General features: G+C 41.7%; 15 protein-coding genes. 4 read left to right on the forward strand and 11 right to left on the reverse strand.

Features of this window, described 5'->3' with window-relative positions:
- Positions 1-9: 9 nt before the first annotated feature.
- Together cydB and CAG57_RS05915 are read right to left on the reverse strand one after the other, a co-directional pair.
- A complete protein-coding gene (cydB, locus tag CAG57_RS05910; protein ID WP_099612436.1) occupies positions 10-1,017 on the reverse strand; it encodes a cytochrome d ubiquinol oxidase subunit II in 1,008 nt (335 codons plus the stop codon).
- 29 nt (positions 1,018-1,046) lie between these two features.
- Positions 1,047-2,414, reverse strand: coding sequence for a cytochrome ubiquinol oxidase subunit I (locus tag CAG57_RS05915; protein ID WP_161427815.1), 1,368 nt, complete (start codon positions 2,412-2,414; stop codon positions 1,047-1,049).
- Positions 2,415-2,566: 152 nt separating this feature from the next.
- On the opposite strand from CAG57_RS05915, the gene CAG57_RS05920 reads away from it, so the two are divergent.
- Positions 2,567-3,982, forward strand: coding sequence for an aminotransferase-like domain-containing protein (locus CAG57_RS05920; protein WP_161427816.1), 1,416 nt, complete (start codon positions 2,567-2,569; stop codon positions 3,980-3,982).
- Between the two features lie 237 nt (positions 3,983-4,219).
- Here the strand turns inward: CAG57_RS05920 and CAG57_RS05925 are convergent, their stop codons facing one another.
- The 5 genes from CAG57_RS05925 to potA all read right to left on the reverse strand — a co-directional run bounded on the left by CAG57_RS05925 (position 4,220) and on the right by potA (position 9,256).
- Positions 4,220-5,257, reverse strand: a complete 1,038-nt coding sequence (locus CAG57_RS05925) for an extracellular solute-binding protein (protein WP_099612433.1) — start codon at positions 5,255-5,257, stop codon at positions 4,220-4,222.
- Between the two features lie 124 nt (positions 5,258-5,381).
- Positions 5,382-6,413: an extracellular solute-binding protein gene (locus CAG57_RS05930; RefSeq protein WP_099612432.1), complete on the reverse strand. Its 1,032-nt coding sequence runs from the start codon at positions 6,411-6,413 to the stop codon at positions 5,382-5,384.
- A 98-nt stretch (positions 6,414-6,511) separates the two neighbouring features.
- Entirely contained in the window at positions 6,512-7,282 is a 771-nt protein-coding gene (gene potC / locus CAG57_RS05935) for a spermidine/putrescine ABC transporter permease PotC (protein WP_161427313.1), read from the reverse strand.
- Complete coding sequence (gene potB / locus CAG57_RS05940; RefSeq protein ID WP_202597822.1) at positions 7,282-8,139, reverse strand: spermidine/putrescine ABC transporter permease PotB; 858 nt, start codon at positions 8,137-8,139, stop codon at positions 7,282-7,284. Before potB ends, potC begins: the two co-directional genes overlap by 1 nt.
- A complete protein-coding gene (potA, locus tag CAG57_RS05945) occupies positions 8,123-9,256 on the reverse strand; it encodes a spermidine/putrescine ABC transporter ATP-binding protein PotA (protein ID WP_161427315.1) in 1,134 nt (377 codons plus the stop codon). Before potA ends, potB begins: the two co-directional genes overlap by 17 nt.
- Before the next feature lie 458 nt (positions 9,257-9,714).
- On the opposite strand from potA, the gene CAG57_RS05950 reads away from it, so the two are divergent.
- The 3 genes from CAG57_RS05950 to CAG57_RS05960 all read left to right on the forward strand — a co-directional run bounded on the left by CAG57_RS05950 (position 9,715) and on the right by CAG57_RS05960 (position 11,964).
- Positions 9,715-10,518: a hypothetical protein gene (locus CAG57_RS05950; protein WP_099612429.1), complete on the forward strand. Its 804-nt coding sequence runs from the start codon at positions 9,715-9,717 to the stop codon at positions 10,516-10,518.
- Positions 10,519-10,582: 64 nt separating this feature from the next.
- On the forward strand, positions 10,583-11,299 hold the full coding sequence (locus tag CAG57_RS05955) for a glucosaminidase domain-containing protein (protein ID WP_425445526.1): 717 nt from the start codon (positions 10,583-10,585) through the stop codon (positions 11,297-11,299).
- A 2-nt stretch (positions 11,300-11,301) separates the two neighbouring features.
- Complete coding sequence (locus CAG57_RS05960) at positions 11,302-11,964, forward strand: DUF2987 domain-containing protein (RefSeq protein WP_161427111.1); 663 nt, start codon at positions 11,302-11,304, stop codon at positions 11,962-11,964.
- Positions 11,965-12,020: 56 nt separating this feature from the next.
- Here the strand turns inward: CAG57_RS05960 and ttcA are convergent, their stop codons facing one another.
- The 4 genes from ttcA to CAG57_RS05980 all read right to left on the reverse strand — a co-directional run bounded on the left by ttcA (position 12,021) and on the right by CAG57_RS05980 (position 15,710).
- Positions 12,021-12,953, reverse strand: a complete 933-nt coding sequence (gene ttcA / locus CAG57_RS05965) for a tRNA 2-thiocytidine(32) synthetase TtcA (protein WP_161427110.1) — start codon at positions 12,951-12,953, stop codon at positions 12,021-12,023.
- A gap of 152 nt (positions 12,954-13,105) precedes the next feature.
- Positions 13,106-14,053 carry a universal stress protein UspE gene (gene uspE / locus CAG57_RS05970; protein ID WP_099612425.1) on the reverse strand — a complete coding sequence of 316 codons (948 nt, stop codon included), beginning with the start codon at positions 14,051-14,053 and terminating at the stop codon, positions 13,106-13,108.
- 144 nt (positions 14,054-14,197) lie between these two features.
- Complete coding sequence (locus tag CAG57_RS05975; RefSeq protein WP_099612424.1) at positions 14,198-14,950, reverse strand: FNR family transcription factor; 753 nt, start codon at positions 14,948-14,950, stop codon at positions 14,198-14,200.
- A gap of 76 nt (positions 14,951-15,026) precedes the next feature.
- Positions 15,027-15,710: a sulfite exporter TauE/SafE family protein gene (locus tag CAG57_RS05980; protein WP_099612423.1), complete on the reverse strand. Its 684-nt coding sequence runs from the start codon at positions 15,708-15,710 to the stop codon at positions 15,027-15,029.
- Positions 15,711-15,756: the final 46 nt, after the last annotated feature.

Raw genomic sequence — 15,756 nt, forward strand, 5'->3', positions numbered from 1 at the left:
CCAATTTATTTAGTGATAGGCTTGACCTTGTTTTACTTTTCCTGAAAAAACGTAATAACTCCAAGAGGTATAAGCCAGTATTATGGGAACAATAATAGCGGTACCTATGAGCATAAAAGATTGACTACTGGCCGGCGCGGCAGCATCCCATATTGATATGCTCGGTGGAATAATGTTAGGCCAGATACTGATGCCAAGTCCTGCGAATCCGAAGAGTACGATCAGCAATGCCATGATGAAAGGGCTACGCTCTTTACGGGTTCTGATTGAACTGGCTAGTTTAAAGCATACTATCCCAGTAAGAACTGGCACCGGAACCAGATAATATAAATTGGGTAGCGAAAACCACCGTTCGGCAATCGATGGGTAAGCAAGTGGAGTCCAAATACTGACAATAATTAATATTGAGATCATGACTAGCAAGATGTAATGAGTAAATCGGTACATCGTATTTTGTAGTTCACCTTCAGTTTTCATAATTAACCATGTACTTCCGAGCAGTGCATACGTTGCTACCAAACCGAACCCGCAAAATATTGGGAAAGGAGTGAGCCAATCAAGCTGACCCCCCGCAAAAACACGGTTTTTAACATCGAACCCTTCAATTAGAGCGCCAACCACCACGCCTTGGAAAAAAGTCGTTAAAATAGAACCGATCATAAAAGAGCGATCCCAGAACTTTAAATGATTTTCCAATGCCTTAAAGCGAAATTCAAACGCCACACCGCGAAAGATCAAAGCAATCAACATCAGCGTTAAAGGGATCGTTAATGCTTCTATAATGACCGAATAAGCGAGTGGAAAGGCACCTAAAAGCGATGCGCCACCCAGTACAATCCACGTTTCGTTCCCATCCCAGACGGGAGCTACGCTATTGACCATGACGTCTTTTTGCCTCTCATCCTGAATCAAGGGCATCAAGATACCGATTCCCAAATCGAAGCCATCCATAATGATGTACATCAGCGTTGCAAAAACGATGATTGCGAACCAAATCACGGATAAATCAAAATGCATATTCTTTACCTTTATTGCTATTAGAGAGACTACATACGGCCTGAAATGGTTGTTAGTTCATGGGGTTCACTTTGCTCGATAATATCAGGCCCTTTTTTGATCTGATGGATCATGTAGTAGTAACCAAAGCCAAACACTAAGCTATACACCACAAGAAAGCACAATAGGCTTATGCTCATCTGAAGATCGCCATGTGTAGAAACAGCATCGCGGGTTTTTTGTACGCCATATACAACCCACGGCTGACGTCCAACCTCGGTAGTAAACCAGCCAGCGAGTATGGCAATAAGACCAGCAGGGCCCATAAGTAGAGAAAATTTGAGGAACCAACGTGAGGTATAAAGTGTATTTTTCTTTCGCAACCATAGACTGTAAAAACCTTGAACAATCATCAATAAACCTAGCCCGACCATGATCCTGAATGACCAAAATACGATAGGGGAGTTCGGTCGCTCATCTTTAGGGAAATCTTTTAACGCAGGGATAGGCTCGGTTAAACTATGGCGCAGAAGTAAGCTACCTAATATTGGTATTTTTATCGCAAAGTTTGTTCGCTCTTGTTCCATGCTCGGCATACCAAATATGATTAATGGTGTTGGTTCGCCATCGCTGTTATCCCAGTGACCTTCAATGGCGGCGATTTTTGCGGGTTGATACTCTAGCGTATTTAATCCGTGCATATCGCCAATAATCGCCTGAAGAGGCGCGAGGAAAACTAAAAGGCCTAATGACATCGAAAACATAGTTTTTATCGCTGAAGATTGGTTTCCTTTGCGTAGGTGCCAAGCGGCGGCTGCGGCAACAAACAAGGCCGAACTAACAAAAGCAGCAACGCTCATGTGGACTAAACGATACGGAAATGAAGGGTTAAACACGATAGCAAACCAGTCCGTTGGTACCACGCGTCCATTGACGATTTCATAGCCTTGTGGTGTTTGCATCCAGCTATTTGAAGCAAGAATCCAGAAGGTAGAAATAATCGTACCTAACGCGACCATGGAGGTGGCAAAAAAATGCAGTTTTTCACCAACCCGATGCCAGCCAAATAACATCACGCCAAGAAATCCAGCCTCAAGAAAGAAAGCTGTTAAGACTTCATAAGTAAGCAATGGCCCTGTTATTGAGCCGGCAAAATCAGAGAAACCACTCCAGTTGGTGCCAAACTGATAGGCCATAACAAGGCCAGAGACAACCCCCATTCCAAAGTTAACGGCAAAGATTTTAGCCCAAAAGTGATAGAGTTTTTGATAATCGGGATTACGGGTTTTGAGCCATAAACCTTCGAGAACGGCGAGATAGGTTGCCAAACCGATAGTAATGGCGGGAAAAATAATATGAAAAGAGACAGTGAAGGCAAACTGTATCCTTGCAAGGATCAATGCGTCGAGGCCAAACATGAAACTTCCTTTGAGCTTATTAGTATTATCAGAATGCTAGTTTAAAAGGAGAAAAGTGCAGGAAGTAGATACAGATAAACACGATAAATCCATAACAGAATATTAACCAAAGTGTTATTATTTTGAGGAGTGTAAATCGCGAGGTTGTGAGTATGGCAAAATATCAACAGTTAGTTGAACAGCTTAAAAGACAGATAAAGTCGGGGATATGGCACTCTGGGGATAAGCTTCCTTCTCTTCGTCGTCAATCTGAACATTCTGGCTTAAGTTTAATGACGGTATTGCATGCATACCAGCTTTTAGAATCACAAGGCTGGCTCATCTCTCAACCTCGCTCCGGTTATCGAGTTGCCCCCAGGATGAAAAGCGCACATGAGACTCAACAAGTCTCAACTGCCGTTGCATGGACGGAGCAAGTCGATATAAATGCATTTATCTTCGATGTGTTGCAGGCCAGTAAAAATCCCTCCATAGTTAACTTTGGCTTTGCCTATCCAGATCCAAGCCTCTATCCGCGTTATCACGTTAATCGGGCGATGAGTGCCGCCGCTCGTAATATGCCGATTTCTTCCACATTTGATAACTTACCACCAGGAAACGAACAATTGCGCTCAATTATTGCGAAGCGCTATGCCGCTAAAGGTGTTGAGATTGCACCAGATGAAATTATCATTACAGCAGGAGCGTTAGAGGCATTAACATTGAGTTTACAGGCATGTACTCGACCTGGGGATTGGGTTGTGGTTGAGTCACCTACATTCTATGGCGCTCTGCAATCGTTAGAAAGATTAGGGTTAAAGGCATTATCTGTTAGAACAGATCCTGTGACTGGAATTGATTTAGATTCTTTGGAAAAGGCGTTACAAACGCACGATGTCAAGGCATGTTGGCTGATGTCGAATTGCCAAAATCCTTTAGGATTTACCTTAACCAACGAGAAGAAGCAACAATTGGTTGAACTTATTCGACGATATCAGATCCCGATTATTGAAGATGATGTATATAACGAACTTTATTCCGGAGATGAACCCGGACATCCGTTAAGAATGTTCGATGATACAGGTAATACCATGCTGTGTTCATCGTTTTCTAAATCGTTAATTGCTGGGCTTCGTATTGGGTGGGTTGCTGCAGGGAAACAAGCGTTAGAGATTCAAAAGCTACAGTTAATGAGTACACTAGCGACAAGTGCGCCAGTTCAGATGACGTTGGTGCACTATTTGACGAGTCGTAATTATGAATCGCACTTGAAGCAGTTGCGGAAAAAACTGTCTGAACGAAAACGCAAAATGACGGAGCGACTCAAGACACTTTTACCTAAAGAGGTCACCGTGTTCAGTCAAAGTGGCGGGTATTTTATTTGGTTAGTGCTTCCTAAACAGATCGACGCTTTGCAGGTATATCGAGAAGCATTAAACAATAGTATTAGTATTGCCCCAGGGAAAATGTTCAGCCTTACCGAACAATATGATCATTGTATTCGGCTTAATGCTTCTTTTGAGTTAAATCTGAAAAATAGTCTTGCACTAAGCACGTTATCTAACATCATCATTAACCAACTGTTGTGATATATCGAACACATTGCTGCGCCTATCCTCAAACAACTTGGAGTTGCTGCTAAGCGGTAAATTGGTCTGGAATAAATGTGAACAGTCGTAGGTTGGTTTTGTTAAGAGCCAAGAATGGCGAGGTGGGGTGAAAGAACATAACCGACACCACTGTAGCTTCAAGTAGAAAGCGGGATAATCTCTCCATAAATCAACAGCGACACAAGTGTCGCTGTTGATTTATCTGGTAAGCAATGATTATTTTACTTTGAGTCGTTGGAAATATTCATCGTAAAGTACGCTGGCGTCACCGACTTCATCTTGCCATTCACCACTTTCCATAACCGATTGTGGTGGGAAGATATTTGGATCGTTAGCAAATTCTTCTGGTAGAAGTTTATGCGCGGTTTTTACTGGCGTCGGATAACCAATTTCTAGAGCGATTTTCGCAGCATTTTCAGGACGTAATAAGAAATCGATCATCTTATGAGCTGCTTCGACATTTTTAGCTTCAGCGGGTATGGCTAAGCTATCCATCCAAAAAATAGCGCCTTTTTCAGGCCAGATAATATCAATCGATGCGCCTTCTTGACGTGCCATATAAGCGGAGCCGTTCCACAGCATTCCTAGAGAGACTTCTCCGGCTAGAAATGGGTTGGCAGGAAAATCGGAGTTAAATACTAATACGTTAGGCATTAACTTGGTTAACTCGTGATAAGCGGCTTCAATTTCTTTTGGATCGGTAGTATTAGGGGAATAACCCAGTTTGCTTAATGCGATATGGAAAACTTCACGCGAGTCATCCATTAGCATGAGTTGACCTTCCCACTTTGCATCCCATAAGTCGCCCCAATTTTTAATGGCGCTTTTATCTAACATATCAGTATTGATACCGATGCCCGTTGCTCCCCAGATATAAGGAATAGAGTAGTTGTTATTAGGATCAAATGATTTGTTTAAAAAGTTAGGGTCTAAATCGGCAAAGTGGCTAAGTTTCGATTTATCTATCGCGCGTAACATGCCTTCTTTACGCATTTTTGAGACAAAATAAGTCGAAGGGACAACTAAGTCATAGCCTGAGCCTTGTGTTTTTAACTTAGCATACATGCTCTCATTCGATTCATAAGTGGAATAAATAACTTTGATTCCGGTCTCTTTGCTAAAATTTTCAAGAATTTCATTAGGGATATATTCAGACCAGTTGTAGAAATAGAGTTCATTGTCGCTAGCCATAACAGAGGTGGTGAATAGCGCGGCTGCGCATAAAGCGCCAGCATACAGTTTACTTTTCTTCATTACAGTTCCGTATTCTTATAGCAATAGCCTAAATTAGGCAAAAGGTGAAGCTAATCAGTGGCTAAGTATAGCAGACCCAAAAAAAATAGGCAGCTAATGCTACCTATTTATCAATACTGCTAGGTTATTGTCCGGCTTTTAACTTCATGAAATAATCTTCATACTTCACGGTTTTATGGCCAACGGCGGCTTGCCACTCAACACGATCTAAATCTTCTTGTGAAGGGAAAAGCGGTTCAACATCTTTAAATTTTGCATTAGATTGGGCGACCCCGGTTAGATATCCAGTATCACGAGAAATCTGCTCCGCAATTTCAGGACGCAATAAAAAGTCGATCATTTTATGTGCTGCTTCGACATTTTTTGCACCAGAGCTAATCGCAAAGTTATCGACCCATCCGATTCCGCCTTCTTTTGGGAAGATTAATTTAATCGGGAGCCCTTCTTTCTGTGCTGCAGCGGCTGAACCATTCCACAACATACCTAGGCCAACTTCGCCAGAGAGATAAGGAGCAGCGGGGTTATCAGAGTTGAAAACCAACACATTTGGCATCAGTTTACGTAACTCCGCATAAGCTTCATCAATCTGCTTATCATCCGTTGTGTTACCGGAGTAACCAAGTTTACGCAGAGCAATATGGAAGACTTCACGCGTGTCATCCATCAACATGAGCTGACTGGCTAATTCTGGTTTCCACAAATCACCCCAACTTTGAAAATCGTTGGGATCATACATATCGGTATTGACCGCAAGCCCGGTAATTGCCACAACATGAGGAATTGAGTAGTCGTTATTTGGATCGTAAGGCTTATTGAGATAGTTCGCATCTAAGTTAGCAAAATTGCTTAACTTTGATTTATCTATCTTTTGCAGCATTCCCTCATCGCGCATTTTCGACACAAAGTAAGTCGACGGTACGACAAGATCATAGCCTTGGTTATGGGTTTTTAGCTTGGCATATAAAGTTTCATTCGATTCATAAGTAGAATAAATAACTTTAATCCCAGTTTCCTTAGTAAACTGTTCTAGTATGCCACTATTAATGTATGGCCCCCAGTTCATAAATACCAATTCCTCATCCTGCGCAACCGCTGTATGTGATAACAGAGAAAGCGCACATGCACTACCAGCTAATAGAGTAGCCCATTTTTTCATTGACGTTAGCTCCAAACCAAACGTAGCCCCATGGGGCGTTATATAGAAAAACAGAATGACGATCGCCATTCTGTTCCGTGTTAAATATCAAGTGAATATTACTTCACTTTTTCCCTTGCTAACAACTGTGATGTGATCACAAGTAGTAATGAAACGACTAGCATCACGGTTGCCAACGCATTCACTTCTGGTGAAATTCCAACCCGAACCATCGAGTAAATTTTTAGCGGTAAAATTTCGTAGGTGGGCCCGGTCACAAACGAGCTAATAATCACATCGTCTAAAGATAGTGTAAAGCTCAATAGCCAACCAGCGGCAACAGCGGGCTTCGCCAAAGGAAGAATGATTTTTTTCAAAATCACCCATTCACTTGCGCCTAAATCTTTTGCGGCTTCTAGCATTTTCACATCAAAACCGTTTAAGCGGCTGTATACCGTCACAACCACAAATGGTAAACAGAATGTGATATGGGCAATTAACAGCGTAAAAAATCCGAGTTGTGCGCCTAAGACAATAAAGAGTGCTAGTAGGGCAATGGCCATGACAATGTCTGGTGACATCATGACGACAAACAACATACCATTGACCATTTTTTTACCCTTGAATTGATATCGAAACAGAGCAACGGCCGTTAGGCTACCGATGAGGGTGGCAGCTGTGGCGGAAAATACCGCAACAGTAATTGAGTGCCATGCAGCTTGCATCAAGCTATCATTATTCACTAAAGCGTGATACCACTTGGTGGTAAACCCACCCCAACGGATGCCGAACCGGTTATCGTTAAAAGAGTTGACGATAAGCACTACGATAGGGAGGTATAAAAAGAGATATACCAAGCTCATAAAGCTAAATCTAACTGTTCTTCCCATTAGTCTAGCTCCACTTTTCTATTCAATAATTTTCCAGCACGGTAGTAGGCATATAGCATAATGGCCATTGCTGCGGTTAAGGCGATACTGGTTGCAGCCCCAAACGGCCAATCTCGAGCATTTAAAACTTGGCTCTTAATCACGTTACCAATCAGCAAGTTTTTCGCACCACCAAGGAGATCAGCAATATAGAACATGCCTAATGCCGGGAGTAGAACGAGTAGACAACCACCAATAATTCCGGGCATCGTTAAAGGCAATACTACTTTGATCAGCGTTTGTAGCTTATTGGCACCGAGATCTCGCGCAGCTTCAATGTAAGTGCTATCGAGTTTTTCAATCGCAGAATAGAGCGGTAGGATCATAAAAGGCAGTAGAATATAGACCAAACCAATCATCACGGCAGTTTCGGTGTACATGATACGCAATGGTGTCTCGATTACTCCGATTCCGAGCAGTAACTTATTTAAGATCCCTTGGGTACCTAATACTACTTTTAATCCATAGGTGCGGATTAATGAGTTGGTCCAGAAAGGAACAATGATAAGAAATAGCATGATAGGACGCCATTTTTCTGGCATTTTGGCCACAATATAAGCAAAAGGGTAGCCAATGACTAAGCAAAACAGTGTTGCGACAATCGCCATATAAAACGAGTGCAGCATGACTTTGGCATACAAAGGATCCATCAAGCGTAAATAGTTTTCAAAGGTAAACGTAAAATCAATCAGATTGGATTCATCACGAGTGAGAAAACTAGTTCCAATAATCATCAGATTAGGAATAAGAACAAACAGAGTCAGCCATCCGACAATTAATGCGATAATCGCATTTTGCAGATTAATCTTGTTGCTCATCATTGAGGACCACCTCCCAGCTTTCAATCCAAGTAATCGCGACTTTTTGGCCGATAGAGTGGTCTACGTCGGGATCATCCTCATTAAAAAATTCACTGACTAACACTCGCATACCAGAGTCTAACTCAACGATCGACTCTAACGTCATTCCTTTATAAGTTCGATCAGTGACGTGGCCGACAATGCCTCGAGTTTCCGACTCTTTAATTTCTTCGATAAGAAGATCTTCAGGTCGAAGTAGAACTTGCAATTTATCGCCTTTTACGACCGCTTGATCGTAGTAAACAATAGCAGGCACATCATTGATCGTGACTTTTATCCGCTTATCATCGATACGTTCTTGCATTTCTGCATTAAATACATTGATTTCACCGATAAAGCGCGCAACGAAGAGGTTTTTAGGTTCTTCATAAATCTCACGAGGAGAGCCATCTTGCTCAATAATTCCATCACGCATGACAATAATACGATCTGACATCGATAAAGCTTCTTCTTGATCGTGAGTCACGAAAATAAAGGTAATGCCTAGTTTACGTTGCAGCTGCTTAAGCTCGATTTGCATTTGTTTACGCAGCTTATAGTCAAGAGCCGATAAAGATTCATCAAGAAGTAATACTTTCGGTTTATTAACCACGGCTCGAGCAATAGCGATACGTTGTTGCTGACCACCTGATAGCTGGTGGGGTTTGCGTTGCGCCATTTGTTCTAAACGCACCATACGCAAAGCTTCCATCACGCGAGGTTCAATATCGGCACTAGGAACTTTCTGCATACGCAATCCAAAGGCAACATTGTCGAACACGGTCATATGAGGAAATAAAGCATAACTTTGGAAAACCGTATTAACATGCCTTTGTTCGGCGGGAACTTTGGTAACGTCTTGACCATCAAGTAATATTTGGCCAGCATCAACCGTTTCAAACCCAGCGATCATTCTTAATACGGTGGTTTTACCACACCCTGATGGGCCAAGAATAGTCAAGAATTCACCATGATTCACATCTAAGTTCAGGTGAGAGATGATCTCTTTTCCATCGAAGCTTTTGCTAATGCCAGATAGACGAATAACTGGCGTACCTACCGAGTGTTGTTTATTCAACGTCTGTTTTTCTCCCACGTGTAGTCGTTATACCCTTATCCTACTCCTTATCCTGTTGAATGCATCATTGATCTATTCACAGTAGAAAGTGAGTAAGCAGTGTACCGGAGTGTGACATAAAGTAATTTTAGTGATACAACCAACAGATTGATGACCATCAAGACCATGAAATCGAGCCATCATTAAGTAACTTGGTTATGTTCTTAAAGGGCGCATCATAATTACCATAAACGCTGAAATCAAAGTATTTTCACCTCTTGAAACAGAAAAATTTTTATGGGCAAATGATGGTGATCTTTAACCGAGCTATTTTACTAAGTTTCAACGCTTTCAAGCGGTTAATTATTGACCATGTAAAGCAGAAAGCAAGTCGAGTTTGGTAATGAGATTTTAGACTGCGCCGTATTTCAGTATAATGATCGAATATTTTTCATTTTGGTGTGTTCGCTTTTTAAACAGCCAATCTAGGGCAAACTATGAGTAATAATTTAGAAAAAGAATTCAACTTAGGCGGAACGGTTGAGCAAGCCCTTTCGGGGCAATATCAACTCAAAGTTGGAGAAATATTAAAAGAAGCGTGGGATTGTACCCTAAAGCATTTCTTATCCTTTTCTCCGGCGGTTGGGATCATGATTATAGCTCAGGTGGCTATTTTCTTTATCGCCTTGAAACTGATGATCGGTGATCCATCGCTCATTCTGACCGCATTAGAGCAGGCCGAGGGGTTTCCACAAGAAATAGTACAGGGAATATTGATCGCTAATTTCAGTTATGAAGTGGTCAGCGCGCCGATTTATGCTGGTGTGAGTTTAATGGCCATGAGCCACGCCGCTGGGTTAAAAACTAAAACGAGCCATATTACGAAAGGGTTACAATTTACGATTCCAGTGATTGTAGCTACTTTATTGAGCTTATTGTTACAAGGTATCGCCGGAATGATTTTTCCGCTTTTATCGATGTATTTTTCATTAGCATTTAGTGGTGCCATTCTTCTTATTTGTGAAAAACGTGTACCGCCTGTTCAATCGCTCTGGATTTCATTGCGTGCAGTCAATAGAAAACTTATTCCGTTGGTGGCCATTTATGCGTTATTGATGCTGATGTTTGTCGCTGCGGTATTATTTTACGGTATTGGACTTATTTTTGTGTTGCCTTTCTTTTTTCATGTTAAAGGCATTATTTATCGAAATATGTTTGGTATTCGTTTGAAAATTATCGCCACCAAAAAACCAAACGATCACGATAATGATAACTCAGACTCACAGGTGTTTAATGCGTAAATTTACTTTGATGTTTATTGGTATCGTATTGACAATCTGCGGTGGTCTTTATGTTTATCAAAAAATGGCTGATGAGCCCGAGGCGGTACTCCAAGGGCAAGCGGTATCTGACGCTCCCGATTTTCGGTCTATCAACGATGTACGAGAAAAAAAACATGCCTTTTTCTCTTACTTAAAACCTGGGGTTGCTTTTGAAAATGCTCGGATTTTGCAAGAGAGGAGCCAGATTACTCAGTTACAGCACGTTGTAAGTAAAGGTAAAATGTCAGCCCAGCATCGAGCGCTAGCCATTCAATTAGGTCAGCGATATGGCATTGAGTGGCAAGACACTCAGACAGAGGCATGGTTTGATGCAATGTGGCATCGAGTTGATGTTCTACCTGAAGCGCTGGTACTAACTCAAGCCGCCAATGAGTCAGCTTGGGGAACTTCACGCTTTGCTAGGGAAGCGAATAATTATTTTGGCCAATGGTGTTACGTACAAGGTTGTGGCCTGGTTCCTTTGGCTCGTCAGGAGGGGATGACTCATGAGGTAGCAAAATTTAGTTCAGTACAAGAATCTATCCATCGTTATTTTATGAACGTCAATCGCAACCCAGCCTATCACGATCTCAGAGAAATCCGCTTCCAGTTACGTCAGCGTGATGCAGACCTTTTTAGTGTCGAAAGTGCTATGGCATTGAGCAATGGCTTACTGAAATACTCGGAACGTGGTGAAGATTATGTGCACGATTTACAAACGATGATGCGTCATAACCAACCTTATTGGCAGAGTGAATAAACATGAGACTACCGACGACACTTCTACTAACTTGCCTATCATTGGGAGCTTCGCTTCCTGCTCAAGCACAAGAATACATGTTTACTTATTCAAAATTGTTTTCTCAGTTAAAACACAACACAAAAGAACAGTATTCGGATGTGAAAGTCGGTATTTTTTTTGTGAATGCCGAAAATAAACAGCTTTGCCCGATTGAAAAAGCATGGATGGAAAAAGAAGCTCATTATGAGTTATTGTCTTCCAATAAATCTTATGAGTTATTACTTCCTCTCGATAACCATTTACGGCAAGCCAACCCACTGGTTTTTGTGGATACACCAAACGATATGCGTTGTGATTTTTCTGTGGTGGTATTGAGCAAACAACCACTAGAAGGGCTGGTCTCTTATCAGCAAATCAACCATCTGTTGCCACAAATGCAAAGTTTATTACAAGAGTTGGGGGGCATGTTTGCGGGTTGGTTTACACCGCAAGTTACTGGTGTCACATTAGAATTTGACCCTGAAATGCAGGGACACATAGAGTTGAGTAGTGGAGAATGGCTGCCGATTATTGATGGTAAGGTTCAAGTTTCGCTTGAACAGATCGGTGAGCAGGGTTGGATGCGATTACCTAATGCAACTCGGCGAGTATTGCCTTTCTTGCCAGAAGCTAGTTCGAGGTGATTACTCAATACTTCGATGCGCATAATAAGACGTGCATCGAAGTCGATAGTGCTTCTTTATACGTTAGTAATATCAAGCATTAAGCTTGGATCAAACTCTGTTACCATATCTTCATCATCTGGTTTTAGCTGTGGAAGCGGTTCTTTATCAAAACCAATATCGCCACCATTAATGACACCAGAATCACGGTTTATTGATTTAAAATCAAAAAGTTCAAAGTCAGCTAAATGGCTCGGAACCACATTTTGCATGGCTCTAAACATGGTTTCAATCCGCCCCGGAAATTGTTTATCCCACCCGTTTAGCATTTGTTTAATGTTTTGTCGTTGTAAATTTGGCTGAGAACCACATAAATTACAAGGAATAATCGGGTAGCCGCGCAGATCGGCATATTTAATGATGTCTTTTTCTCGACAATAAGCGAGGGGGCGAATAACCACATGCTCACCATTGTCAGAAACCAATTTCGGCGGCATTCCTTTCATTTTGCCCCCATAAAACATATTTAAAAATAACGTTTCAAGGATATCATCACGGTGATGTCCTAGTGCAATTTTCGTGGCACCTAATGCTTTGGCTGTGCGGTATAAAATACCACGGCGCAAACGTGAGCAGAGCGAACAAGTGGTTTTACCTTCAGGGATCTTCTCTTGTACAATTGAATAGGTATCTTCTTCAATAATTTTGTATTCCACACCCAAACTTGCAAGGTATTCAGGAAGAATGTGCTCAGGGAAACCGGGTTGTTTTTGATCTAGGTTCACAGCGATTAATGAAAAAGAAACGGGGGCACTTTTTTGCAAACTCATCAAAATATCTAGCATGGTAAAGCTATCTTTACCCCCCGACAAACATACCATGATACGATCGCCATCTTCGATCATATTAAAGTCTGCAATGGCTTGGCCGGTATTACGGCGAATACGTTTTTGTAATTTATTAAAATTGTATTGTTGGGCTTTGGTTAGTGCTTGGGTCTGCTCTGTCATTAGCTTGCGGTCTTTAATCTTCAAAACAAAGTGAAGTGCGTATGATACGGATATATGATCGAGATGCTAGGGTTTGTTGACCTTTTACGATTAAATAAAAACGCCCAAAAGCAATCGCTGGGCGTTTTTGATCAGCAAACATTAAGTGAGGATTAATTCGCAACTTTTGGATCAAGCGGGCTGATGTAACCTTTAGGTTTTAGCGCTAAAACATCACAATTGATTTTATCGATCACTTGTTCTGCTGTATTACCAATAAAAACCGCAGACAGGCCAGTTCGTCCAGTTGTTCCTAAAATAACCATGGCTGCATTGAGTTTTTCAGCTGCGGCTGGAATCACATCTTCAGGTAAACCTTGTTGAACCACCGTTTGTTCTTCATTCAAGCCATGTTTTTGGCGTAATGCTTTCATTGCCGTGAGATGATGACCACGAACTGCATCGGTGTAAGTCGTTGGGTCAAATTCTGGCAGCTCAATTGTAATATTAGCTGGTGTAACCGGATAAGCATTCACCAAATAAGGCATTGCATCCAATCGAGAAGTTAAACAGAGTAACTGTTCAACCATAATATCATTCAATTCAAGGTGCGCTTCAACTTCAGACCCTACATGAACAGAAGCGATAATATTCGCATTTTCAGGCCAGTCAGCATTTTTAACCAATAAAACTGGGGTTGGGCACTTGCGTAATAGATGCCAATCGGTGGGGGTGAAAATAACCGACTCAAGAATATCATGCTTGCGCGTCCCCTTAATCAGAATATCGTGTTCACCAGAAAAAACCTCTGCGATGATCGCTTCATAAGGACGATTGTGCCAGACTACTTTGACGCTAAAGTTAATGGAAGAATCAATATAATCTTCAGCTACTTTTTTCATCCACTTTTCTCGTTGATGAATGACACCTCGTCGCATGGCATCTCTTTCATCCATCGAAAGCATAGAGGTCATATCATAAGAAAAGTCATAAATCGACATAAAGAAAGTAATTTGGCTCGGGGAACGACTTTTTGCGGCTAACTGAACCGCTCGGGCAAGTGCTGGTTGTTCATCGTGATTAATATCTGCAACCACTAATATCTTGTTGTAGATGCTCATAACAGACTCCTTGTTTGTGTAGGAGGTTTAGGACCCACCAACCTTAGAGTTACTTTAGCGCAGTTAGCGTCAGAGTTTTAGCGAATATGAGAAGATTTTTCGGAAAAGTATGAGGTAGCTCATTAAAGAGCTACCTCATTGAACTTATTTAGATTCTTTTGACACACCAGCCAATTGCATTAACGCATCATGATCTAAGATGGTGATATATTTGCCTTTTACGCTTAAAATTTCAGATTTTTGAAATCGACCCAGTAGGCGGCTAATGGTTTCGACCGTTAAGCCTAAGTAGTTACCAATATCTCCACGGGTCATCGTTAAGCGAAACTCTCGCGGGCTGAAGCCACGTTGAGAAAAACGCGTCGATAAATTATATAAAAATGCGGCTAAACGTTCTTCTGCATTCTTTTTAGACAGCAAGAGAATCATTTCCTGATCGCCTTTAATTTCATTACTCATCAAACGCATAATTTGTTGACGTAGCTTAGGCATTTTCCCTGACAAGTCATCAAGAATTTCATAAGGAATTTCACACACCATGGAAGTTTCTAATGCTTGCGCAAAACTGGGATGACAATCCTCGGTAATGGCATCAAAGCCGACCAGATCACCAGCAAGGTGAAAGGCAGTGATCTGCTCATCGCCTTGTTCGGTAATGGTATAGCTTTTAATGGTTCCTGAGCGTATCGCATAAAGAGAACGAAGTTCATCGCCTGCCTTAAACAGTTCTTGACCCTTTTGAATTGGCTTTTTACGCTCAATAATTTGATCAAGCTGATCTAACTCTGACTCGTTTAATGTAAATGGAATACAAAGCTGACTAATACTGCAGTCTTGGCAGTGAATTGCACAACCACCAGATTGAATGCGCTTTGCAGCAGGCTTATCAGAAATCATAACAACCTTTCACTAAATTGATATACATCAAGATTCTACCATTCATTAGCATGAAAGGATAGTCTAAAAGTCTCACTCACGATAGGGCGAGCAATATTTCAACAGCGCCATAAGCGGTATAAAAGCCATAGGCAATAATTGAAAGAGCGGCTAGTTGACGAAAATATTTAGACTGTTGAATATGTTTTAATTTAGTCGCACTCGCGCCTATAGCTAACATCGCTGGTAGTGTCCCCATGCCAAATGCGCCCATAATTAAAGCGCCCGAAATAGCACTGCCTGAAACGGCAGCCCAAGTCAGTATGGAATAAACTAATCCACACGGTAACCAGCCCCAAATAAAGCCAAATGGGATCGCTTGCCAACGGGATGTTAAGGGTAAAAAGTGGCGTCCTAATGGTGAAAGGTAATACCACAGTTTTTGCCCAACCGCTTCTAACTTTAATAGCCCAAACCACCAGCGACCAATATAAAGACCCAGTATGACCATAAACATGGCGGCCAATAAACGTAACCAAATGAGAGATTGATTTAAGCTAGCGAGTTGAGAGATTGAGGCGGTGAATCCGCCAATCAAAGCGCCAAAAACCATATAGCTAATGATACGGCCTGCATTGTAAAGAAGGAGAGTATGAGACATAGGATGAGCAGAGGGGGATCCGATGGTTAATAATGAACTTAACCCGCCACACATCGCCATACAGTGCCCAGCTCCGAGCAGACCAATCACAAACGCTCCAATAAAATCTGGCGTGACCATGGCTTATTTGCCCTCTTTTTCTTCGGGTTCTAGGCGGTATTGTGAT

This window comes from Vibrio sp. V30_P3S12P165, assembly GCF_009904905.1.
In the GTDB taxonomy this organism is placed as follows: Bacteria; Pseudomonadota; Gammaproteobacteria; order Enterobacterales; family Vibrionaceae; genus Vibrio; species Vibrio fujianensis.